Below are 22397 nucleotides of genomic sequence, written 5' to 3'. Positions count from 1 at the left end.
GCGGTTTTTAGGTGCTGACCGAAGTCGAGGCGCGCAGGCTGCAGCCGGTGATCTTAAAGCTGCCGTCGGGCTGCTGTTCAAGCGTGTAGACCGCCTCATAGTCCTTGCCGTCGGGCCCGACGATCAGCACCTGCTGGATGATCGAGGCCGGCCCGGTCTGCTCCACCTTGCCGAAGGAATAGCTCTGCGGCCTGCGTACAGGCGCATAGCCGTTGGTCACCATATTCATGAAGGTGTCGACGGTTGGGAAGATCCGCTTCACGTTCGGCGCGGCGAAGCTGTAGGCGGTGGCGCCGTCATCGGCGAGAAAGGCCTTGAGCTGGCTGTCGATGACTGTTTGCGCCGCTTTGATCTGGACGTCGCCGGCGAAGGCGATGGATGCGAGAACCATCGGTACGAGAGCGAGTGCGAACAACACGCGGCGCATGGCCTGTCTCCAGAAATTCGCGTGGATAAACAATCTAACATACGATGGCCGGTGTGCCGTGGTTTCACCGTTTCGCAGATTCTTGCCCGCACGGATGTCTCCGCTAGGACCTCTGACCTAAGGCGTTCCCGAGCTGTCATTGGTGGCGTCCCCGGGCCGGTGTGGCATGCCGTTCGCGGAGTTGCGGCAAGCGGTCGCCAAGGCGCGTTCAGCCTGATGCTTGAAAGCCCGTCGCCAGTCTGCCACAAGGGCCGCTCATTCGCGAAGACTGGCAGGACCGGGCAATGAAGGCATTTTTCGTGCAGATAAAGTGCGATCTGGGCAAAGCCTACGAGGTCGCCAGCGCGCTCGCCGATGCCGAGATCGCCTCCGAAATCTACTCGACCGCCGGCAATTACGACCTGCTCGCAAAATTCTATGTCGACGACGAGGAAGACATCGGCCACTTCATCAATGAACGGGTGCAGATCCTGCCCGGAATCAAGGACACCTTCACCATCGTCACTTTCCGGGCGTTCTGATTTGCCGTTGATGCCCGGTCGCCGAGCAGGATCTGACCCAGCATCGCTCCCGCTGCCCTAATCTTAGGCAATTTGCATAGAGCGGCCGGCAGCGCCGTCCAAATCACCGATTGCGCTTGATTTTCTCCAGCCGGGCCAGTGAAATGGCTTCAGAGGGGAGTACGCGATTGGCAGCGTTTGACGAAATGCTTCCGGAAGTGTCCGGATTGAGAAGACCATACCAGGCTTACGATCGCTGGCTGAAGGAACAGGACCCGGCCAGGCTCACCCAGAAAATGGAGGACGCCGAACGCGTCTTCCGCAAGACCGGCATTACATTCGCCGTCTATGGCGAGCAGGAAGCTTCCGAACGGCTGATCCCCTTCGACATCGTCCCGCGCATCATTTCCGGCCAGGAATGGCGCCGGCTGACGCAGGGCATCGAGCAGCGCGTGCAGGCGCTCAACGCGTTTCTCGACGATATCTATCATCGCCAGGAAATCCTGCGCGCCGGGCGCGTTCCCAAGGAACTGGTGGCGAAGAACGAAGCGTTCCTGCCAGAGATGATCGGTGTGAGACCGCCGGCCGGCGTCTACACCCATATCATCGGCGTCGACATCGTGCGTATCGGCGAGAACGAATTCTACGTGCTGGAAGACAATGCCCGCACGCCGTCGGGCGTCTCCTATATGCTGGAGAACCGCGAGACGATGATGCAGCTCTTCCCGGAGCTGTTCCAGCAGATCAAGGTGCGGCCGGTCGAGAATTACCCGCAGCTGCTGCGCCAGTCTCTGGCGGCGGTGCGGCCGCAGGGCGCAAAGGGCGCGCCGACCATCGCGGTGCTGACGCCGGGCAGCTACAACTCCGCTTATTTCGAGCATGCTTTCCTCGCCGACCAGATGGGGGTGCAACTGGTCGAAGGACAGGATCTGCGCGTGGTCGACGGCCATGTCACGATGCGCACCACCGAAGGCTACAAGCAGATCGACGTGCTTTACCGACGCGTTGACGACGCCTTCCTCGATCCGCTGACCTTCCGGCCGGATTCCGCGCTCGGCGTGCCGGGCATCATGGATGTCTATCGGGCCGGCAACATCACCATCGCGAATGCGCCGGGCACCGGCATTGCCGACGACAAGGCGATCTATTCCTACATGCCGGAGATCGTCGAGTTCTACACCGGCCGCAAGGCGATCCTCGGTAACATCCCGACATGGCGCTGCTCAGAGCCCAACAGCCTGAAATATGTGCTTGAGCACATCGGCGAGCTTGTCATCAAGGAAGTGCACGGCTCCGGCGGCTACGGCATGCTGGTCGGACCTGCGGCGACCAAGAAGGAATGCGAGGCGTTCGCCAAGAAGCTGCAGGCGAAACCCGGCAACTACATCGCCCAGCCGACGCTCGCGCTGTCGACATGCCCAATCCTGACCGAGAACGGGCTGGCACCGCGCCATGTCGATCTCAGGCCTTACGTGCTGGTTTCGGATCGTATCCAGATCGTCCCGGGCGGCCTGACGCGCGTCGCGCTCAAGGAGGGGTCGCTGGTCGTCAACTCGTCGCAGGGCGGTGGGACGAAGGATACGTGGGTGTTGGATGATTAGTGCGGTGAATGGTGAATGGTAAAATGGTGAATGGTCAGATGTTCGGCTGGAAGGGGGCAGCGATGATGAGGCGGTACAGAGTTCGATTCACTATTCACCATTCACCATTCACCACTCACTAGGCCGCGCCCCATGCTTCTCGGCCGCACCGCCAACGGTCTCTACTGGATGAACCGCTATATAGAGCGGGCCGAAAACATGGCGCGCCTGGTCGATGCCGGCCTGCGTATGGCGCTGACGCGCACGCAGAACGCATCGGAGGAATGGAACTCGGTGCTGCTCAGCGCCGGCTCCGACCTGGCCTTCTCGCAGAAATACCAGGACTACACTGTCGCAAACGTCTCGGATTTCCTGCTGCGCGACACTTCGAACCCGTCGAGCACGATGTCCTCGATCGAGACCGCGCGCAACAATGCGCGCATGGTGCGCACGGCGCTGACGCGCGAGACCTGGGAGAGCATCAACGAGGCCTGGATGTCGCTGAAGCGGATGCTGGCAAGGCCGATCGACGAGCGCGACCTGCCGACGATGCTCGATGCGATCAAGCGCGAGACGGCGCTGATCCGCGGCTCATTCTACGGCACCATGCTGCGCAACGAGATCTTCGACTTCTCGCAACTCGGCACCTATGTGGAGCGCGCCGATAACACGGCCCGCATCCTCGACGTGAAATATTACGTGCTTTTGCCGTCGATCTCCTGGGTGGGCTCGACCCTCGACAACTATCAATGGGAATCGATCCTGCGCTCGGTGTCGGCGCACCGCTCCTATCGCTGGGTGTATGACGCGGACTACAAGCCGACCAACATCGCCGACTATCTGATCCTGAACGTCCGCATGCCGCGCTCGCTCACCTTCTGCTATCGCTTCCTCGGCGAGCATCTCAGATTCCTCGCCGACGACTATGGCGAGCGCCATGCCTGCCACGCCACCGCCGAGAAGATTCAGACGATGCTGAAGAAGGGGTCGATCAAGGATATTTTCGACCACGGCCTGCATGAGTTCCTGGCGGAATTCATTCGTGACAACACCAGGCTGGGGGATGAGATCGCCCTGGACTACCGGTTCTACTGAGCGCTGGAGAGACAGGCGCCATGCGGCTCAAGATCACACACCGGACCGAGTACCGCTACGACGCACCGGTGCAATACCTGCTGCAGCGGCTGCGCCTGCTGCCCGTTAGCGGATCGACACAGACGGTGGCGTCCTGGGCGATCAAGATCGACGGCGCGCGAGAGGAAGTTCGCTTTACGGACCATTTCGGCAATGACACGCGGCTGGTGAGCGCCGAGGGCGGCCAGCACACCATCATAGTCGAGGCGGCGGGCGAGGTGACGACGCGCGACACTGCCGGTGTGTCCGGTGCGCATCACGGTTTCGCGCCGCTCTGGCTGTTCAGCCAGCAAACGCCGCTTACGACCGTCGGCGACGGCATCCGCGACCTGGCCGCGTCGGTCGGCGAGGGGACGGATATCGACAGGCTGCACAAGCTGATGGTCGCGATCCGGGAGCGCGTCGCCTATAAGCCCGGCACGACCAGCGCCGTGACGCCGGCGGAAGAAGCGCTGACGCTCAAGGCCGGTGTCTGCCAGGACCACAGCCACATCTTCACCGCCGTGGCGCGCGTGATGGGCTTTCCCTCGCGCTATGTCAGCGGCTACCTGATGATGGATGCCTCGGTCGAGCAGGCGGCAAGCCATGCCTGGGCCGAAGCGCATGTGCCGGGCCTAGGGTGGGTTGCCTTTGATCCCGCCAACGGTATCTCTCCCGACGAACGCTATGTAAGAGTGGCGACGGGTCGCGACTATCGCGATGCCTCGCCTGTGTCGGGAATACTGCTGGGGCAGGTGGAAGAGAAGCTTGCCGTCACCGTCACCGTAGAGCAGTAGTCTCTGCCAAGATTCACCAGAAGAGCGACCATGACCTATTGCGTCGGCCTCAAGATCGATCGTGGACTCGTGTTCATGTCGGACACGCGCACCAATGCCGGCATGGATTCGATTTCGACCTTCAGGAAAATGCATGTCTGGGAAGAGCCTGGCGAGCGCGTCATCGTGCTGATGTCTGCCGGCAACCTTGCCACGACGCAAGCCGTGGTGAGCCTGCTGGACGAGCGCAACAAGGCGGCCGGCGACCGTCACGAGAAGCTGCTCGAGACCCCGTCAATGTACCAGACGGTCCGGCTGGTCGGCGAAACGGTGAAGGAGGTGATCGCGCATTCTTCGCCCGCCGGCGATCAGGCGGATTCCTATTTCAACGCTTCCTTTATTCTCGGCGGCCAGATCAAGGGCAGCCAACCCCGGCTGTTCATGATCTATCCCGAGGGCAATTTCATCGAGTCGACCGACGACACGCCATTTTTCCAGATCGGGGAGACCAAATACGGCAAGCCGATCATCATCCGTGCCTATGACCGTACGATGAGCCTGGCCGAGACGGTGAAGCTGCTTTTGGTGTCCTTCGATTCGACGCTGAAGTCGAATCTGTCGGTCGGCCTGCCGCTCGACCTGCTCTTCCTGGAACTGGACGCTTTCAAGGTCGGCCTGAAAAAGCGGATCGGCCATGACGACCAGTATTACCGCACCATCTCGGATGGCTGGTCCAACGCGCTAAAGGCGGCCTTCGCCAGCCTGCCGGATTTTCCCGGCTAGGGGTGTCCGCCCATGAAGCGGTTGCCTTATTATATTTAACATGTTAATCAAAAATCGAAGTAGCGGGCCGATCAGGCTCCGGCGGCCGCTGAGAGGATACATGGACAAGAAAGAATTCCGCGATTGGTCGAGGCGAGCCGCCGATTGGGGCGTGGACTACCGGGCCAGCCTGCGCGATCGTCCGGTGCGGCCGGCGGTTGCGCCCGGCGACATATTCAGGAGCATCGAAGAGTCGCCGCCCGAGACAGCCGAGCCGATGGAAAAGATCTTCGCCGATTTCGAAACGAAGATCGTGCCCGGGATGACGCATTGGCAGCATCCGCGCTTCTTCGCCTATTTCCCGGCAAACGCGGCGCCGGTCTCGGTGGTGGCCGAGTATCTCGTCTCGGCGATGGCCGCGCAGTGCATGCTGTGGCAGACCTCGCCGGCGGCGACAGAACTCGAGACGCGTATCGTCGACTGGATGCGCCAGGCGCTGGGCCTGCCCGAAGGATTCTCCGGTGTCATTCAGGATTCGGCTTCGTCGGCGACGCTTGCCGCTGTGCTCACCATGCGAGAGCGGGCGCTTGACTGGCAGGGAAACAGACAAGGTCTCGCGGGGCAGGCGAAGCTGCGGGTCTATTCCTCCGATCAGGTCCACACGTCGATCGACCGAGCGATCTGGGTTTCGGGCGTCGGCGAGGAAAATCTCGTGCGCATCCCGGTAACGGGTCGTTTTCGCGCGATGGATACGTCGGCCCTCGAGGCGGCAATTATCGCCGATCGCGAGGCCGGTCTGCTGCCGGCAGGCATCATCGCCTGTGTCGGCGGCACCAGCACCGGCGGCACCGACGACATCGCAGCGGTAGCGGCCGTGGCGAAGCGGCAGGGCCTATACCTGCACGTCGATGCGGCCTGGGCCGGGTCGGCGATGATCTGCCCGGAGTACCGGCATTTCTGGGCGGGTGTCGAGAGCGCCGATTCCATCGTCTTCAATCCGCACAAATGGTTGGGCGCGCAATTCGACTGCTCGATCCAGTTCGTCCGCCGACCGGAAGACCTTGTGCGCACGCTGGCCATCAAGCCGGACTATCTCAAGACCAGAGGTCATGACGGCATCATCAACTATTCGGAGTGGTCGGTGCCGCTCGGCCGCCGCTTCCGTGCGCTGAAGCTCTGGTTCCTGCTGCGCGCTCACGGGATGGAAGGGTTGCGCGCGATGATCCGAAACCATGTCGGCTGGAGCGAAGGCCTTGCCTCCCGCCTGGCCGGGGAAGCGGATTTCGAGCTCGTCACCCAGCCGATGCTGTCGCTGTTCTCGTTCCGCCATCGCGCTCCTCCGGGTGCCGATCCGGACGAGCACAATCTGCGTCTCGTCGATGCCATCAACACGGACGGACGCATCTATCTGACGCAGACGCGCGTCGACGGGCGGGTGGCGATCCGCTTTCAGGCGGGGCAGTTCGAGACCACGGCCGCCGATATTGACGCGGCCTTCGATGTCGTCACAGAGGTCGCGCGCCGGCTTACCCCTGCGGCGGCAACTTGATTGCGGACCGGTTTGCCTTTGCGATCAGGTGAATTTCGTTAGCCGGCTTGTCCCTTTCCATCACTTTCGTTTTCCTATATAGACGGAAAAAACGAAAATGGAGGATAGCGGATTGTTTCTTTCGCCACGCCACGCCGAGATCATCCAGATGGCGAAGGACAACGGCCGGGTGCTGGTCGACGACCTGGCGACATATTTCAGCGTGACGCCGCAGACCATCCGCAAGGACCTCAACGACCTCTGTGATCAGCGGCTGCTGACGCGCATCCATGGTGGCGCTCTGTTTCCGTCCGGCATCGAGAACATGGAATATGAGGCGCGGCGCAAAATCGCTGCCGATGAGAAGGAAGCGATCGGCCGCGCCGCGGCCAAGCTCATTCCCGACAACGCCTCGCTGTTCATCAATATAGGCACCACGACGGAAGCTGTCTCGAAGGCGCTTCTCGACCACAACGGGTTGATGGTCATTACCAATAACATCAACGTTGCCAATAGGATGCGTATCTATCCTTCGATCGAGGTGGTGATCGCCGGTGGCGTTGTGCGCGGCTCCGATGGCGGCGTCGTCGGTGAGGCTGCGGTCGATTTCATTCGCCAGTTCAAAGTCGACTACGCCGTCATCGGCGCCTCGGCCATCGACCATGACGGCGCGCTGCTCGACTTCGATTTTCGCGAAGTGAAAGTGGCGCAGGCCATCATCGCCAATGCGCGTCATGTCATTCTCGTCTCCGACCGGACGAAATTCGAGCGCACGGCGCCGGTTCGCATCGGTCATCTGTCGCAGGTTAACACCTTCATCACCGACCGTTGCGACATCCCTTCGGTGCGCCGGATTTGCGAGGAAACGGAAGTCCGTTTGATAGAGACAGCGCTCGCATAGAGGCTCCTCACGGACATCTCACGCTTCTGTGATATTTCGTTTGACATTCGGATCGAGTTCGAAATAATCCCGCCACGGTTTCGCGAAACACAAAAATGGTGCAATGCGAAATCGTGGAGGAACCCTGTGGACGCATCTCCGATCCATGACATTTTTGTCATAGGCGGCGGCATCAATGGCTGCGGCATCGCCCGCGACGCCGTTGGCCGCGGATTTTCGGTATACCTCGCCGAGATGAACGATCTCGCCAGCGGGACTTCCTCCGGCTCGACCAAGCTGATCCACGGCGGGTTGCGCTATCTCGAATTCTACGAATTCCGCCTGGTGCGCGAAGCGCTGATGGAGCGCGAGGTTCTGTGGAAGAACGCGCCGCATATCATCTGGCCGATGCGCTTCGTGCTGCCCTACGCCAAGGGCCTGCGTCCGGCCTGGCTGATCCGGCTCGGCCTTTTCCTTTACGACCATATCGGTGGGCGCAAGCTGCTGCCGGCGACCAAGACGCTGGACATGGCCACCGATCCGGCCGGCAAGCCGCTGAAGCCGCTGTTCCGCAAGGCGTTCGAATATTCGGACGGCTGGGTCAACGATGCCCGCCTGGTGGCGCTCAACGCCCGCGATGCGGCCGACCGCGGCGCCGTCATCCGCACTCGCACCAAGGTGGTCAGCGCGCGCCGCGAGAGCGCGCTGTGGACGATCAAGATCCAGAATGTGTTGACCGGCGAGACTGAGGAAGTCCGCGCCCGTCTTCTCGTTAACGCTGCCGGGCCCTGGGTGGATCAGGTGCTGGCAAAAACGGTCGGCCAGAACGATGTTCACAATGTCCGGCTGGTGCAGGGCAGCCACATCGTCATCGGCAAGAAGTTCGACGATCCGCGCGCCTACTTCTTTCAGAACAAGGACGGCCGCATCATCTTCGCCATTCCTTACGAGGAAGAGTTCACGCTGATCGGCACCACCGACCGCGATTTTCCGGGCGATCCGCATGAGGTAAAGATCAGCGATGCCGAGATCGACTATCTTTGCGCCGCCGCGAGCGAATATTTCGCCCATCCCGTCAAACGTTCGGACATCGTCTGGACCTATTCGGCGGTGCGCCCGCTTTATGACGACGGCGCCTCGAAGGCGCAGGAGGCGACGCGCGACTATGTGCTGAAAGCCGATGGCGGGGAGGGTGCTGCCCCCTTGCTCAACGCCTTCGGCGGCAAGATCACCACGTTCCGCCGGCTGGCGGAATCGATGCTGGAGAAGATCGAAGGCTTTCTCGGCAGGCGCGGCAAGCCATGGACCGCCAACGCGCCGCTGCCCGGCGGCGATTTTCCGGCGACCGGCTTCGACGCGCAGGTATCGAGGCTCAAAAAAACCTATCCGTTCCTCGACCAACGGCTGGCACGCAGATTCACCCGGCTTTACGGCACCCGTGCGGAGAAGCTGCTTGGTCTCGCCAAGTCGAATGCCGATCTCGGCCGCAATTTCGGTGCCGACCTATACGAAGCCGAGGTGCGCTACCTGGTCGAGAACGAGTGGGCGATCACCGCCGAGGACGTGCTGTGGCGCAGGACCAAACGCGGCCTGCATTTCAGCCGCGAGCAGACGACGGCATTGGAAGAATTCATGCGTGGCTTGAGCAGTCGCCATGTCGCCGCGGCGGAATGAGGATCGACTGCTGATGCGCAAGGCCTGGGAGGAGGCGTGATGCTGGAACTGAGAAACGTGACGAAGACGGTCGGCGCACAGGAGCATATCCGCGACGTGTCGCTGACGCTTCAGCACGGCTCGCTGAATGTCCTGCTCGGGCCGACGCTTTCCGGCAAGACCAGCCTGATGCGGCTGATGGCCGGGCTCGACGCGCCAACTTCCGGCTCGATCTGGTTCGACGGCAAGGACGTCACTGGACAGCCGGTGCAGAAGCGCAACGTCGCCATGGTCTATCAGCAGTTCATCAATTACCCGGCGATGACGGTGTACGAGAACATCGCCTCGCCGCTTCGGGTTGCCGGCGTGGAACAGGGCAGGATCGACAAGGAGGTGCGCAACGCTGCCGCACTTCTCAAGCTCACGCCCTATCTCGACCGCACGCCGCTGAGCCTGTCGGGCGGCCAGCAGCAGCGCACGGCGCTTGCCCGCGCCATCGTCAAGAACGCCAGCCTGGTGCTGCTCGACGAGCCGCTCGCCAATCTCGACTACAAGCTGCGCGAGGAATTGCGCGCCGAATTGCCGAAGATTTTCGCCGCCGCGGGCACGATCTTCGTCTATGCCACGACCGAGCCGCACGAGGCGCTTTTGCTCGGCGGCAACACGGCAACACTTTCGGAAGGCCGCCTCACGCAATTCGGCCCGACCGTCGAGGTGTTCCGCAAGCCGGTCGACCTGGTGACGGCGCGGACCTTCGCCGACCCGCCGCTCAACACCATTGTGCTCGCCAAGAAGGGATCGGATTTCCTTCTCGAAGGCGGGGTCAAGCTCCCGGTGCCACCAGAACTGCTCGGCATTCCGGACGCCAGCTACACGATCGGCTTCCAGCCGCACCATTTGTCGCTGGAGCGTCCCAACGCCGGCGCCGTGCCGGTGCGGGCCAAGGTCACCATCACCGAGATCACCGGCTCGGAAAGCTTCGTCCATCTCGACTTCGCCGACGCGCGCTGGGTGATGCTCGCGCACGGCATCCTCGATTTCGAGACCGACGACGAGGTCGAGGTGTTCATCGACCCGCGCCACATCATGGTCTTCGACCAGAACGGCCGCGCGGTGACGGCGTCAAAGCTGGCGGCCTGAGGAGGAAGCGATGGCACGCATCGACGTCAACCACATCCGCCACTCCTACCTGCCCAATCCAAAGAAGGATTCGGATTTCGCGCTGAAGGAAGTGCATCACACATTCGAGGACGGCGGCGCCTATGCGCTGCTCGGGCCGTCCGGCTGCGGCAAGACCACCTTGCTCAACATCATTTCGGGGCTGCTCCATCCCTCGCACGGCCAGCTTCTGTTCAACGGCCGGAACGTGACCAATCTATCGACGCAAGAGCGCAATATCGCCCAGGTGTTCCAATTCCCGGTCATCTACGACACCATGACCGTGTACGACAATCTGGCCTTTCCGCTGCGCAACCGCCGCGTGCCTGAGGCCGATGTCGACCGCAAGGTGCGCGAGACGCTCGACATGATCGATCTCGCCTCGATGGCGAACCGGAAGGCGCGCCGGCTGACTGCCGACCAGAAACAGAAGATCTCGCTCGGTCGAGGCCTGGTGCGCTCGGACGTCAACGCCATCCTGTTCGACGAGCCGCTCACCGTCATCGATCCGCATATGAAATGGGTGCTGCGTTCGCAGCTCAAGCAGCTGCATCGCCGCTTCGGCTACACCATGGTCTATGTCACGCACGACCAGACCGAAGCACTGACTTTCGCCGACCGCGTCGTGGTCATGTATGACGGCGAGATCGTGCAGATCGGCACGCCGGCCGAGCTGTTCGAACGGCCGCGCCACACCTTCGTCGGCTATTTCATCGGTTCGCCGGGCATGAATGTGCTTCCGGTTGCGCTCGAAGGCAGGACGGCGATGCTCGGCTCGCAGCGCATCGAACTGCCGGGCGCACCCAAGGCCGAAGCCGGTCCCGTCGAGCTCGGCATCCGTCCCGAATATGTCCGGCTCGGCCGCGAAGGGATGGCGGTTTCGGTCAGCAAGGTCGAGGATGTTGGCCGGCATAAGGTGGTTCGCGCCAATCTCGAGGGCAAAGAGATCGCCGCCGTCATCGGCGAGGACGATGAGGTGCCGACCGAACCGAGGGTCCGCTTCGATCCGGCCGGCATCAACATCTATGCCGATTCATGGCGCGTCGAGATGGGGGCGTAGATGGAAAAGACCTGGAACAACAAAGCCTGGTTCCTTGTCCTGCCGGTGCTGGTGCTGGTGGCGTTCTCGGCCGTCATCCCGCTGATGACGGTCGTCAACTATTCGGTGCAGGACACGTTCGGCAACAACGTCTTCTTCTGGGCCGGCACCGAGTGGTTCGAGGAGTTGCTCGCCTCCGACCGCTTCTGGGAAGCGATGGTGCGCAACCTGATCTTCTCCTTCATCATCCTGGCGATCGAGGTGCCTCTCGGCATCTTCATCGCCCTCAACATGCCGAAGAAGGGCTGGGGCGTGCCGGTCTGCCTGGTGCTGATGGCACTGCCGCTGCTCATCCCATGGAACGTCGTGGGCACGATCTGGCAGGTCTTCGGCCGCAACGACATCGGCCTGCTCGGCTACTACGTCAACGCGTTCGGCGTCGACTACAACTATGTTCAGGATCCGATCGACGCGTGGGTCACCGTCATCATCATGGACGTCTGGCATTGGACGAGCCTGGTCGTGCTGCTCTGTTATGCCGGTCTGGTTTCGATCCCTGACGCCTTCTACCAGGCGGCCAAGATCGACGGCGCCTCGCGCTGGGCGGTGTTCCGCTACATCCAGCTGCCGAAGATGCAGCGCGTGCTGCTGATCGCGGTGCTGCTGCGCTTCATGGACTCCTTTATGATCTATACCGAGCCCTTCGTCGTCACCGGCGGCGGTCCCGGCAATTCGACCACCTTCCTGTCGATCGACCTCGTCAAGATGGCGCTCGGTCAGTTCGACCTCGGTCCGGCGGCGGCCATGTCGCTGGTCTATTTCCTGATCATCCTGTTGTTGTCGTGGGTGTTCTACACCGTGATGACCAACTACGACGCGGAGCGCTGAGATGGCGAGCGCAAACGAGACGACACGCGTAAGCGAAGCGGCGGTCACCGAGGTAGGCAGCACCCTTTCGCAGGACGAAGTGGCGAAGCTGATGCGGCGCCGGGGCGAGGAATCGCGCTGGTGGTGGATTGTGCCGACGCTCTACATCATCGTGCTATTGCTGCCGATCTACTGGCTCATCAACATGAGCTTCAAGACCAATGCGGAGATCGTGTCGTCGCTGACGCTGTTCCCGCACAATCCGACGCTGGCAAATTACCGCACCATCTTCACCGATGCGTCCTGGTATTCAGGCTACATCAATTCGATCACCTATGTGGTGATGAACATGGTGATCTCGGTGGCCGTGGCGCTGCCCGCGGCCTACGCCTTCTCGCGCTACCGTTTCCTCGGCGACAAGCACCTGTTCTTCTGGCTGCTGACGAATCGCATGGCGCCGCCGGCGGTGTTCGCCCTGCCGTTCTTCCAGCTCTATTCGGCCTTCGGTCTGATTGACACGCATATCGCCGTTGCGCTGGCGCACTGCCTGTTCAACGTGCCGCTGGCGGTGTGGATCCTGGAAGGCTTCATGTCCGGGGTGCCGAAGGAGATCGACGAGACCGCCTATATCGATGGCTACTCCTTCCCGCGCTTCTTCGTAAAGATCTTCATGCCGCTGATCGCGAGCGGCATCGGCGTCGCCTGCTTCTTCTGCTTCATGTTCTCTTGGGTGGAGCTTTTGATCGCCCGCACGCTGACGACGACCGACGCTAAGCCGATCGCGGCCACCATGACCCGCACCGTCTCGGCCGCCGGCATGGACTGGGGGCTGCTGGCCGCGGCCGGCGTGCTGACGCTGATCCCCGGCGCGCTGGTGATCTGGTTTGTGCGCAACTATATCGCCAAGGGCTTCGCCCTGGGGAGGGTGTGATCGATGAACCTCGACTTCTCCTGGATGGCGTGGACCTGGCCGACGGCGGCTTTCTTCGGAACCGTACTGCTGCTGCTGTGCGGCATGGCGGCCTGGGAATATGCCTCGCCGGGCGGCAATCCGCGCGTCGGTATCCTGCGCTTCGAAACGACGCGCGGCGACCGCCTCTTCCTGTCGCTGCTCGGCAGCGCCTTTATCCATCTCGCTTGGCTGGGTCTCGTTGGGCCCAACCTGTGGTGGGCTCTCGCTCTCTCCGTGGTCTACGCGATCGGCGTATTCCGATACGTATAGAGGGGGAAATAGTTGGAGCGGCCGCGTGCTGGCGACCGCTCCAGATCGCACTTGCAACCTAAGACTGGAGGAAACACATGCGACGGCAAATTTTTACATCAACGGCCGCCATTGCACTATTGCTGGGCGTAGGTAACGCCTATGCCGGTATGGACGAGGCAAAAGCCTTTCTCGACAAGGAGATAGGTGATCTGTCGACGCTTTCGCGCGCCGATCAAGAAAAGGAAATGCAGTGGTTCATCGACGCAGCCAAGCCGTTTGCCGGCATGGACATCAAGGTCGTGTCGGAAACCATCGCCACCCATTCCTATGAATCACAGGTGCTGGCGCCGGCCTTCTCGGCCATCACCGGCATCAAGGTCACGCACGACACGATCCAGGAAGGTGACGTCGTCGAGAAGATCCAGACCCAGATGCAGACCGGTCAGAACCTCTACGACGGCTGGGTCAACGACTCCGACCTAATCGGCACGCACTGGCGCTACCAGCAGGTGCGCAACCTGACCGACTGGATGGAAGGCGACGGCAAGGACGTCACCAATCCGAATCTCGACCTGAAGGACTTCATCGGCACCTCGTTCACCACGGCGCCCGACAAGAAGCTCTATCAGCTGCCCGACCAGCAGTTCGCGAACCTCTACTGGTTCCGCTACGACTGGTTCAACGACGAGAAGAACAAGGCCGACTTCAAGGCCAAATACGGCTACGACCTCGGCGTTCCAGTCAATTGGTCGGCCTATGAGGACATCGCCGAGTTCTTCACCGGCCGCGAGATCGACGGCAAGAAGGTCTACGGCCACATGGACTACGGCAAGAAGGACCCGTCGCTCGGCTGGCGGTTCACGGACGCCTGGCTGTCCATGGCCGGCAACGGCGACAAGGGCATCCCGAACGGCCTGCCGGTCGACGAGTGGGGCATCAAGGTCGACGAGAATTCGCGGCCCGTGGGCTCCTGCACCGCGCGTGGCGGCGACACGAATGGCCCGGCTGCCGTCTACTCGATCCAGAAATACCTCGACTGGCTGAAGGCCTACGCTCCGGCCGAAGCGCAGGGCATGACCTTCTCCGAATCCGGCCCGGTTCCGGCGCAGGGTGGGGTTGCCCAGCAGATATTCTGGTACACCGCCTTCACCGCCTCGATGGTCGACGCCAGTGCCAAGGCGGTGCTGAACGACGACGGCACGCCGAAATGGCGCATGGCGCCGTCGCCGCACGGCGTCTACTGGAAGGACGGCATGAAGCTCGGCTACCAGGACGTGGGTTCCTGGACGCTGATGAAGTCGACGCCGACCGACCGCGCCAAGGCGGCCTGGCTTTACGCGCAGTTCGTCACCTCGAAAACGGTCGACGTGAAGAAGAGCCATGTCGGCTTGACCTTCATCCGCGAGAGCACGATCCACGACAAGAGCTTCACCGAGCGCGCTCCGAAGCTCGGCGGCCTGATCGAGTTCTACCGCTCGCCGGCACGCGTCCAGTGGTCGCCGACCGGCACCAACGTGCCCGACTATCCGAAGCTGGCTCAGCTCTGGTGGCAGGCGATCGGCGATGCGTCGTCGGGCGCCAAGACGGCGCAGGAAGCGATGGACTCGCTCTGCGCCGAGCAGGAAAAGGTCATGAGCCGCATCGAGAAGTCGGGCGTCCAGGGCGATATCGGCCCGAAGATGGCCGAAGAGCATGACCTCGCCTACTGGAACGCCGATGCGGTCAAGAAGGGCAATCTCGCTCCTCAGCTGAAGATCGAGAACGAAAAGGAAAAGCCGATCACCATCAACTACGACGAGCTGGTGAAGAGCTGGCAGCAGCAGTAACTGCATGACGCAGGCCTGCGAGCCTGTGTAGGTAATGCAGGGGAGGCGGCTTGGCCGTCTCCCCTGTCGCATGAGAGGTGGAGGGACGGAATGAGCGGTTTTGTGCTGGCCATCGACCAGGGAACGACCTCGACCCGGGCGATCCTGTTCGACGACAAGATGAAAGTCGCCGGCACGGGCCAGCAGGAATTCACGCAGCATTATCCGGCTTCCGGCTGGGTCGAGCATGACCCGGAAGACATTTGGGCAAGCGTGCTCGCGACAGTGAAGGCGGCGCTGAAGGCTGCCGGTTGCGCTGCATCGGATGTGGCCGCGATCGGCATCACCAACCAGCGGGAAACGGTGGTCATCTGGGACAGGGCGACGGGAAAACCGATCCACAACGCGATCGTGTGGCAGGACCGGCGGACCGCGCCGCTTTGCCAGAAGCTCAAGAAGCAAGGGCTGGAGAAGACATTCACGAAGAAGACCGGGCTGCTGCTCGATCCGTATTTCTCCGGCACCAAGATCGCCTGGATGCTGGACAAGGTGAAGGGCGCGAGGAGACGCGCCGAGAAGGGCGAATTGCTCGCCGGCACGATCGACAGTTTCCTCATCTGGCGCCTGACAGGCGGCAAGGTACACGCCACCGATGCCACCAACGCCTCGCGTACACTGGTTTACAACATCGAGAGGAACGTCTGGGACGACGAGCTGCTGTCCATCCTGAACATACCGGCCGCGATCCTGCCGCAGGTGAAGGATTGCGCCGATGATTTCGGTGTCACCGAGAAGAGCCTTTTCGGTGCCGAGATGCGGATTCTCGGGGTCGCCGGCGACCAGCACGCAGCGACCATCGGCCAGGCGTGTTTCGAGCCGGGCATGATGAAGTCCACTTACGGCACCGGCTGTTTCGCGCTGCTCAACACCGGCGCCGATCTGGTGCGCTCGAAGAACCGGCTCTTGACCACCATTGCCTATCGGCTGAACGGCAAGACCACCTATGCGCTGGAGGGTTCGATCTTCATTGCGGGTGCCGCCGTGCAATGGCTGCGCGACGGCATCAAGGTGATCGGCAAGGCCGAGCAGAGCGGCATGCTCGCGGCAGCTGCCGACCCGGCTCAAGAAGTCTATCTGGTGCCGGCCTTTGTCGGCCTCGGCGCGCCGCACTGGGACGCGGATGCCCGCGGCGCGATCTTCGGCCTGACGCGCAATTCAGGCCCGGCCGAGTTCGCGCGAGCGGCGCTCGAATCCGTCGCCTTCCAGACGCGTGACCTGCTCGACGCCATGCGCAAGGACTGGAAGGGCGCGTCCGCCAAAACCGTGCTGCGGGTCGACGGCGGCATGGTCGCATCCGATTGGACCATGCAGAGGCTGGCCGACCTCCTCGACGCGCCAGTCGACCGGCCGACCATCCTCGAAACGACCGCGCTGGGTGCCGCCTGGCTTGCCGGATCCAAAGCCGGCGTGTGGCCGAAGGCGAAGGAATTCGCCAAGACCTGGGCTCTCGATAAGCGCTTCAAGCCGGATATGGACGCCGCCGCCCGTTCCGCCAAGCTGAGTGGCTGGCGCGACGCAGTGCGCAGGACGCTGAGTGTGCAATAGGGGGCGCGGGGGCACCGCAAGGCGAGGGGGCATGAAGCATCCAGACTGGTATCCCGCATGGCGTGACGAGGCTTTCGACCAGCTGAACGCCAAGAACCATCGTTTGCAGGATGAATTCCGCCTCGGCAGCTGGCAGCGCTACGACTATGACTTAACGACCGGAAAACTGCTTTTTTCGGCAGACAGTGTCGTCAAGGTGGTCGCTCACATACAGATTGCCGGCTCTACAAGCGCCAAGGCGGACAACTGGCTCTGGGCTTGGGCAAATTCAAATTTGCCGGGCGACCTTCTCAGCGACGCCAAACTGGTTCGGTCATTCGGCGAGGAGAAGGGCATAGACGAACTGGCGCAGGCTTATGTGGTCGACGAGGCGGATGACCTTGAAGCGCTTGGTTGGGGACTGACCGGCGCCTTGGTTCGGATTTGCAACGCGCTCGGAGCCTATCGCTCACCGCGAGGGGAAGGCGGTGGCCTGTACCTGATATTCAAAAGCGTCAACTGGGCCAGCTGAATTCCAACAGAGAGCCCGTGCCTGGCGGCACGGGCTCGGTCAACGACCCTGGGTACTGACTGGAGGCTGTCAGTAGGGCGAAACGCACTGCTGACGCGGGCCGTTGTAGGGCTGGAAGGTGTTGTCTGAGGCGCGATAAGACCGATAGCGGTCGTAGCACCACTGCACATGCGCATCGCCACCGCGATAGATGCGGTTCTGGCTGTTGATGATGGCGCCGGTAATCAGCGCGCCGGTGGCGAAGGCAGCGAGCGGGAACCAATAATCGCCATGGCGGCGATAGCCGCGGCGATATTCACGGTAGCCGCGATGGCCGTTCCAGTAGATGGCGCCGTCCCGACGCGAGAAATCGCGGTTGAAGCTGCGGTGTCGTCTCCAATCCCGATACTGCACGGTCTGGACATCCGACGAGAGGCCTTGGGGTTGTGGCACATAAGCTGGCTGAGCGTTGACCGGCACCATCTCCGCCGCGATGAACGACGCCGAGAGGGCGGCTGCCACCAGGCCCGATGCGATCCTATTCATTGATGTTACTCCTCGAGGGTTCGTAATCGTCCCTGTGTTCCGAAACGGGTCCGGGTTGCAATGGTTCCCGCTCCAACATCAAGGTCTTGTTATTGTAGGGATTTCTGAAGTGACCCGGGTCCGGGTCATTGGCGGAGGCACCGAAAGCTTCTCCCGGACACCCTAAGCGCCCCTTCGGGATCCGTTCGAAATCCGCCTTGGAAGGCTCGTGTTTTTCCGGTTGACCGGTCGCGGCACTCTCCCTATGTTCCGCGCAATTTCGAGGGCGGCGTTTTGAGCCCGCGGGAGCGCGTAGCTCAGCCGGTAGAGCAACTGACTTTTAATCAGTAGGTCATGGGTTCGAATCCCATCGCGCTCACCAATAAAATCAATAAGTTAGGTGATATTGGTAGCGATTTTTCGTGCGCCAGCGCAAGAATTGCGCACGCGCCGATCGCATTTAGCGTTCCCATCTTCCGCAACTCCCAGACAATGCTAAAGGAGAGCGGCAGCACAAATGTGAGGGCGCTCTGGTGACAGTACCATCCTTGCCGACCGACAACCTTTACAAATTCATGACCACGCTTGGGATCCTGCTGTGCGCGTTTTCGATGTGGAGTTGGATGACAGTCAACTCGAAAGCCAACGACACGCTGTCAAATATTGAAGCAGCAAGGGATGCGGTGGATCGGCGAGTTCATACATTCCAAAAGAGCTTCGAACGGTTACAGAATCGGGTTGGCACCGCGAAATTTGATGTTGCCGAATTAGAGCGCCGAGCTGATGAGGCGAAGCCTGATCTACCTGATTTAAAGCTGCGTGTCGTTGCAATGACCTCCGTCGCCGACGATTTGAATAAGGAGTTGGAGGCCGCTCGAGCTGAGTACGAAGCTATATTGGCCGAGTGGGCGAAAACCCAGAGGGAGTCGCAGATTGGAATCGCGAGTGTTAGATCTGGATTAGCCTCTGCAACAATATTTGAGGCTGGGTATTGGGCCGGGGGCATCATTGCGCTATTTGGCGGAATACTTTGGTATTGGAATTTTCAGCGGTATCAGGACGCCATCGTAAGGCGTCAAGCCACCAAGGTAGATTCGACACAGACGACGGAATCTGTGTAAAGGATCGGAGTCTCTTTCCGCTCGATCCCACGCCACAGACCGCTTAAGTATTGGTCGGCAAGGGTAGGGGGATTCAAATGAAGGTGATAGATAGACTCATCGGCATCGGTTTTGCCGCGCTGGTGGCAATAGGCCTCTACAAGGGGCCAGCGAGCACACCGGCCGCTGCATCTCACGACGACTGCACCGACACAACCATGGCGTTCGTGATGTCTCTGAAATTCGTCAAAGACCGACTGAAGGCCCCTGCAACGGCGTCGTTTCCATGGTCATCGTTGGACGGCGTATCGACCACGGTCAGCGGCTACTGCCAATTCAGAGTAAATGCCTATGTGGACTCCGAAAACAGCTTCGGCGCCAATCTTCGGTCACACTACTCGATGGATCTTCGGTACAATCAGGCCGACGAGATGTGGTATGCGGCGAACGTGGTGATTCAGTAGCTGCAGCCGCTAGTTGGCTAGCCCAAGCAGGAATATTTCGTCACTACGCTTACCGCTGACAGCCTACATCATCCCTCGAACGTTGGTCTGCCGAATAGAGGCAACAGTGCGCTGCACGCCGCCTTTGTCGTACTCAGCGAGCGCCTTCTTGATTTCCTCACCAACGCCCTGTTGGGCGCCACGTGCGTCAATAGAGATGTTGTTTGTGACCGCCACGGTGCCGCCAGTCCCGCCCGCTTGCCATGGCGTTTGTCGTCATGGCACCGTTTGCCGCTACGCGCCTGCTCGTGTTGCGGATGCGCCACTCCGTCGAAAGCTTGCAGCCAGTCTAACCATACCCGACCAGGTGGCATTTGGTCTTCCTGTCTCGTTTTAGGACGGGAATGCTTGGCACCGGCTTTGCACCGCAGGCATGGCCGGCTTGATCCCCGGCAGCTCGTCGGGCTTGAAGGCCGTTGTTGGGGGCCTCGCCCGGCGAGTTCTTCCCGACGCGATCCTGCCGGCGCTGCTGTTGCCTCTCCCGTCGATGCCAGCTCGCGTTAACATGAGTTAAGGGCATCCTTGACGCAGCGTCCCGCCTAGGCCGCTCAACAGGCTTCCGTGAGTTCTGACTGCCAGGTTCCGCAAAATCGCTTGCGGGGAGTCACTCATGCTCGGTACGCGGCTTGCGCGGGCAGGGCGGTTGCGCGATGCTGCCGTTGGGGAGTGGTGTCGCAATATCGATTCTGTGGAATCACCACTATGTTCGTTGACTACTATGAGCTGCTCGAGATCAGCCCGAACGCGAATTCGGAAACGATCGAGCGGATATTTCGTTACTTTGCCATGCGCTACCATCCCGACAATCGGGATACCGGCAATGAGTCACGCTTCAGCGAAATCGTAGAAGCGCATAATACGCTCAAAGATCCAGTCAAACGCGCCCAATACGATGTCCAGTATAGAGACCATTTGAGCATTCGCCGCGAGCTGACCGAAGAAGCCAGCGACGCCAAAGGGCTTGAACGGGACGTTGTCATCCAGGCCAAGCTGCTGTCGCTTCTCTATGTAAAACGTCGACAGGACGTCAACAATCCTGGCATCGGCGATGAAGAGCTCGAACGCTTGTCAGGCTGCCCGCGAGAACATCTGGAATTTCATCTTTGGTATCTAAAGGCAAAGAGCTGGATAGCAAGGATCGAAAACGGGATGTTCGCGATCACCGTAGACGGCATCGATCGCGCCAATTCCGAGCATCGCCGTGAAACCGTCGCAACCAGGCTGCTGGATCATGCGAATTGACGGTGCCCACTGATACCGCCGGTTGATCAGTAGCTTTCACATCCGCGATTGCTTGTGTTCGAATTCCGCCGGGGCCATGGTTGCCGGCGAGGAGGATCGATCCGGTGTGGGCCGGCCGCTGCATGCCTGGTTCCATGCAACCGGGCAGGTTGCTTCAGGATCGCGGCCCAAGGGGAGGATAAATTGCCCGAGAAGAAGGTGATCGCCGTCAAAGACTGGACTTGCGCCATGAGTGACGAACTCGGCCGCGTGGCCCTGACGGTCAATCCGACAGACGGTGAGCCGATCCTGGTTTTGCTGACGGTCTTTCAGGCGGCAAAGATGGGGCGCGAGCTGCAGTCGCCGAAACGCGTTTAGTTTTCCATCTGACTGGGGATCGAGGCATCGGCAAAGGCTGGAGCGGCCCCCCAACCTTGTCGCCAGGCGGGGTGGCGGCTAAGGTCGATCCTTCCCGAAGGAGAGCTCGACCATGGCACTTGACCTTTCGGTGGATGCTTCAGCCGCTAAAGCGGCGACGCTGCCTGGCAAATATCTCTTTGGCCCGGTCGCCGATTTCCTCATGCTCGGCGGCAGCGCGTTTCTGATCCTGCCGATCCTGTTCCTGGTGCCGCTCGAATATGAAGGCCTCGTCGCTGCAACCATGGTCGTCGTGGCATACTTGGTCAACTACCCCCACTTCGCCCACTCGTACCAGATTTTCTATCGCAATTTCGGACGCAAGGTGAGCGGCAATGGATACGACAGGAGCCTGCAGCTTCGCTACATTTTCGCGGGCATCGTCGTGCCCCTGATCATGGCCGCGTTCTTTGCATATGGCGCGGCAAGGGCGGACACTCGGCTGCTGGGATACGCAGCCAACGCAATGTTCTTCTTCGTCGGTTGGCACTACGTCAAGCAAGGCTACGGCATGCTGATGGTCGACGCCGTCCTGAAGCGTAAATTCTTCGACAACCGGGACAAGAAGGTGCTGCTGGTCAACAGCTATGTCGTGTGGATCCTGGCATGGCTCCAGACGAACACGGCGGTGACTCAAGGGAAATATTACGGCCTGGAATATTACACATTCGCGGTCCCTTCCTGGATAGCCAACATCGCCCTGCTGGCGGCCGTTGCCTCGACGGCGGCCACGGTTCTGATGCTGATCAACCGCTGGCACAGAAATGGTCGCGTCCTGCCGTATAACGGCATCGTAGCCTATGTCGCGTCGCTCTATCTGTGGATCCTGATCGCGAGAATAAACCCGCTCTGGTTGCTTGTGGTGCCGGCGCTCCACTCGCTGCAATATCTGGCCGTGGTCTGGCGCTACCAGACGAACGTCGAGCGCGACGTCGCGGATGCCGCAAGCAACCCGCAACCGCAGATACTGTCTCTTCTCGGGCCCCTCTACAGGCTTAGGGTTCTTGGATTCATCGTTGGGGGTGGTGCGCTCGGATATCTCGGCTTCTGGCTAATCCCGATGGCGATGACTGCCTTGATCCCCTACGACAAGCAAGTCCTCGGGTCCTCGCTGTTCTTCTTCATCGTGCTGATCTTCATCAACGTGCATCACTATTTTCTGGACAATGTGATGTGGCGCCGCGGCAATCCTGAAGTGTCTAAATATTTGTTCCGCTAAGCTGAAGCCGCAGGTCGGGGCAGCC

24 protein-coding genes and 1 tRNA gene are annotated in these 22397 nt (G+C 61.0%); 22 read left to right on the top strand and 3 right to left on the bottom strand.

Going from position 1 to position 22397, the window contains the following annotated elements; translation table 11 throughout:
* Positions 1–7: 7 nt before the first annotated feature.
* Positions 8–427 (bottom strand): DUF4864 domain-containing protein, encoded by a 420-nt coding sequence (locus CK220_RS07560; RefSeq protein ID WP_095810932.1) that lies wholly within the window; start codon positions 425–427, stop codon positions 8–10.
* A gap of 284 nt (positions 428–711) precedes the next feature.
* Between CK220_RS07560 and CK220_RS07555 the strand changes: the two genes are divergently transcribed.
* From CK220_RS07555 to CK220_RS07480, 16 genes are all read left to right on the top strand, one after another.
* Positions 712–948, top strand: coding sequence for an Lrp/AsnC ligand binding domain-containing protein (locus CK220_RS07555; RefSeq protein ID WP_066992504.1), 237 nt, complete (start codon positions 712–714; stop codon positions 946–948).
* A gap of 167 nt (positions 949–1115) precedes the next feature.
* Positions 1116–2528, top strand: a complete 1413-nt coding sequence (locus CK220_RS07550) for a circularly permuted type 2 ATP-grasp protein (protein WP_176479020.1) — start codon at positions 1116–1118, stop codon at positions 2526–2528.
* Positions 2529–2660: 132 nt separating this feature from the next.
* Positions 2661–3602 carry an alpha-E domain-containing protein gene (locus tag CK220_RS07545; RefSeq protein ID WP_095810930.1) on the top strand — a complete coding sequence of 314 codons (942 nt, stop codon included), beginning with the start codon at positions 2661–2663 and terminating at the stop codon, positions 3600–3602.
* A 20-nt stretch (positions 3603–3622) separates the two neighbouring features.
* A complete protein-coding gene (locus CK220_RS07540; protein ID WP_095810929.1) occupies positions 3623–4417 on the top strand; it encodes a transglutaminase family protein in 795 nt (264 codons plus the stop codon).
* Between the two features lie 30 nt (positions 4418–4447).
* Complete coding sequence (locus tag CK220_RS07535) at positions 4448–5179, top strand: peptidase (protein WP_066992517.1); 732 nt, start codon at positions 4448–4450, stop codon at positions 5177–5179.
* Positions 5180–5279: 100 nt separating this feature from the next.
* Positions 5280–6707: a pyridoxal-dependent decarboxylase gene (locus CK220_RS07530; protein ID WP_095810928.1), complete on the top strand. Its 1428-nt coding sequence runs from the start codon at positions 5280–5282 to the stop codon at positions 6705–6707.
* 112 nt (positions 6708–6819) lie between these two features.
* Positions 6820–7587, top strand: a complete 768-nt coding sequence (locus CK220_RS07525; protein ID WP_095811164.1) for a DeoR/GlpR family DNA-binding transcription regulator — start codon at positions 6820–6822, stop codon at positions 7585–7587.
* Positions 7588–7713: 126 nt separating this feature from the next.
* Positions 7714–9240: a glycerol-3-phosphate dehydrogenase gene (gene glpD, locus CK220_RS07520; RefSeq protein ID WP_095810927.1), complete on the top strand. Its 1527-nt coding sequence runs from the start codon at positions 7714–7716 to the stop codon at positions 9238–9240.
* 39 nt (positions 9241–9279) lie between these two features.
* Complete coding sequence (locus CK220_RS07515; protein WP_095810926.1) at positions 9280–10359, top strand: ABC transporter ATP-binding protein; 1080 nt, start codon at positions 9280–9282, stop codon at positions 10357–10359.
* Positions 10360–10369: 10 nt separating this feature from the next.
* The gene (locus CK220_RS07510) at positions 10370–11437 is read left to right on the top strand and encodes an ABC transporter ATP-binding protein (protein ID WP_095810925.1); all 1068 of its coding nucleotides are present in this window, start codon (positions 10370–10372) and stop codon (positions 11435–11437) included.
* A complete protein-coding gene (locus CK220_RS07505) occupies positions 11438–12304 on the top strand; it encodes a sugar ABC transporter permease (protein ID WP_095810924.1) in 867 nt (288 codons plus the stop codon).
* A gap of 1 nt (position 12305) precedes the next feature.
* Positions 12306–13214, top strand: coding sequence for a carbohydrate ABC transporter permease (locus CK220_RS07500; RefSeq protein ID WP_095810923.1), 909 nt, complete (start codon positions 12306–12308; stop codon positions 13212–13214).
* Between the two features lie 3 nt (positions 13215–13217).
* Complete coding sequence (locus tag CK220_RS07495) at positions 13218–13505, top strand: DUF2160 domain-containing protein (RefSeq protein WP_095810922.1); 288 nt, start codon at positions 13218–13220, stop codon at positions 13503–13505.
* Between the two features lie 77 nt (positions 13506–13582).
* Positions 13583–15313 carry an ABC transporter substrate-binding protein gene (locus CK220_RS07490; RefSeq protein WP_095810921.1) on the top strand — a complete coding sequence of 577 codons (1731 nt, stop codon included), beginning with the start codon at positions 13583–13585 and terminating at the stop codon, positions 15311–15313.
* Between the two features lie 90 nt (positions 15314–15403).
* Positions 15404–16897: a glycerol kinase GlpK gene (gene glpK, locus CK220_RS07485; RefSeq protein WP_095810920.1), complete on the top strand. Its 1494-nt coding sequence runs from the start codon at positions 15404–15406 to the stop codon at positions 16895–16897.
* Between the two features lie 31 nt (positions 16898–16928).
* Complete coding sequence (locus CK220_RS07480) at positions 16929–17408, top strand: DUF6882 domain-containing protein (RefSeq protein ID WP_095810919.1); 480 nt, start codon at positions 16929–16931, stop codon at positions 17406–17408.
* A gap of 69 nt (positions 17409–17477) precedes the next feature.
* Here CK220_RS07480 and CK220_RS07475 read toward each other — a convergent pair whose 3' ends face one another.
* Positions 17478–17933 carry a BA14K family protein gene (locus CK220_RS07475; protein ID WP_095810918.1) on the bottom strand — a complete coding sequence of 152 codons (456 nt, stop codon included), beginning with the start codon at positions 17931–17933 and terminating at the stop codon, positions 17478–17480.
* A 285-nt stretch (positions 17934–18218) separates the two neighbouring features.
* On the opposite strand from CK220_RS07475, the gene CK220_RS07470 reads away from it, so the two are divergent.
* From CK220_RS07470 to CK220_RS07460, 3 genes are all read left to right on the top strand, one after another.
* A tRNA-Lys gene (locus CK220_RS07470) sits at positions 18219–18294 on the top strand.
* A gap of 166 nt (positions 18295–18460) precedes the next feature.
* Positions 18461–19033: a hypothetical protein gene (locus CK220_RS07465; RefSeq protein WP_176479019.1), complete on the top strand. Its 573-nt coding sequence runs from the start codon at positions 18461–18463 to the stop codon at positions 19031–19033.
* Positions 19034–19110: 77 nt separating this feature from the next.
* Positions 19111–19476 (top strand): hypothetical protein, encoded by a 366-nt coding sequence (locus CK220_RS07460; RefSeq protein WP_095810916.1) that lies wholly within the window; start codon positions 19111–19113, stop codon positions 19474–19476.
* A gap of 63 nt (positions 19477–19539) precedes the next feature.
* Here the strand turns inward: CK220_RS07460 and CK220_RS31830 are convergent, their stop codons facing one another.
* Complete coding sequence (locus CK220_RS31830) at positions 19540–19692, bottom strand: hypothetical protein (protein WP_176479018.1); 153 nt, start codon at positions 19690–19692, stop codon at positions 19540–19542.
* Positions 19693–20217: 525 nt separating this feature from the next.
* Here CK220_RS31830 and CK220_RS07455 point away from each other — a divergent pair.
* The 3 genes from CK220_RS07455 to CK220_RS07450 all read left to right on the top strand — a co-directional run bounded on the left by CK220_RS07455 (position 20218) and on the right by CK220_RS07450 (position 22372).
* On the top strand, positions 20218–20757 hold the full coding sequence (locus CK220_RS07455; protein ID WP_095810915.1) for a J domain-containing protein: 540 nt from the start codon (positions 20218–20220) through the stop codon (positions 20755–20757).
* A gap of 183 nt (positions 20758–20940) precedes the next feature.
* Positions 20941–21114 carry a hypothetical protein gene (locus CK220_RS31825; RefSeq protein ID WP_176479017.1) on the top strand — a complete coding sequence of 58 codons (174 nt, stop codon included), beginning with the start codon at positions 20941–20943 and terminating at the stop codon, positions 21112–21114.
* A gap of 112 nt (positions 21115–21226) precedes the next feature.
* Positions 21227–22372, top strand: coding sequence for a hypothetical protein (locus CK220_RS07450; protein WP_095810914.1), 1146 nt, complete (start codon positions 21227–21229; stop codon positions 22370–22372).
* Positions 22373–22397: the final 25 nt, after the last annotated feature.

The organism is Mesorhizobium sp. WSM3860 (assembly GCF_002294995.1).
In the GTDB taxonomy this organism is placed as follows: domain Bacteria; phylum Pseudomonadota; class Alphaproteobacteria; order Rhizobiales; family Rhizobiaceae; genus Mesorhizobium.
Note: the sequence above shows the minus strand (reverse complement) of the source record. Positions and strands in the feature narration are given on the sequence as shown.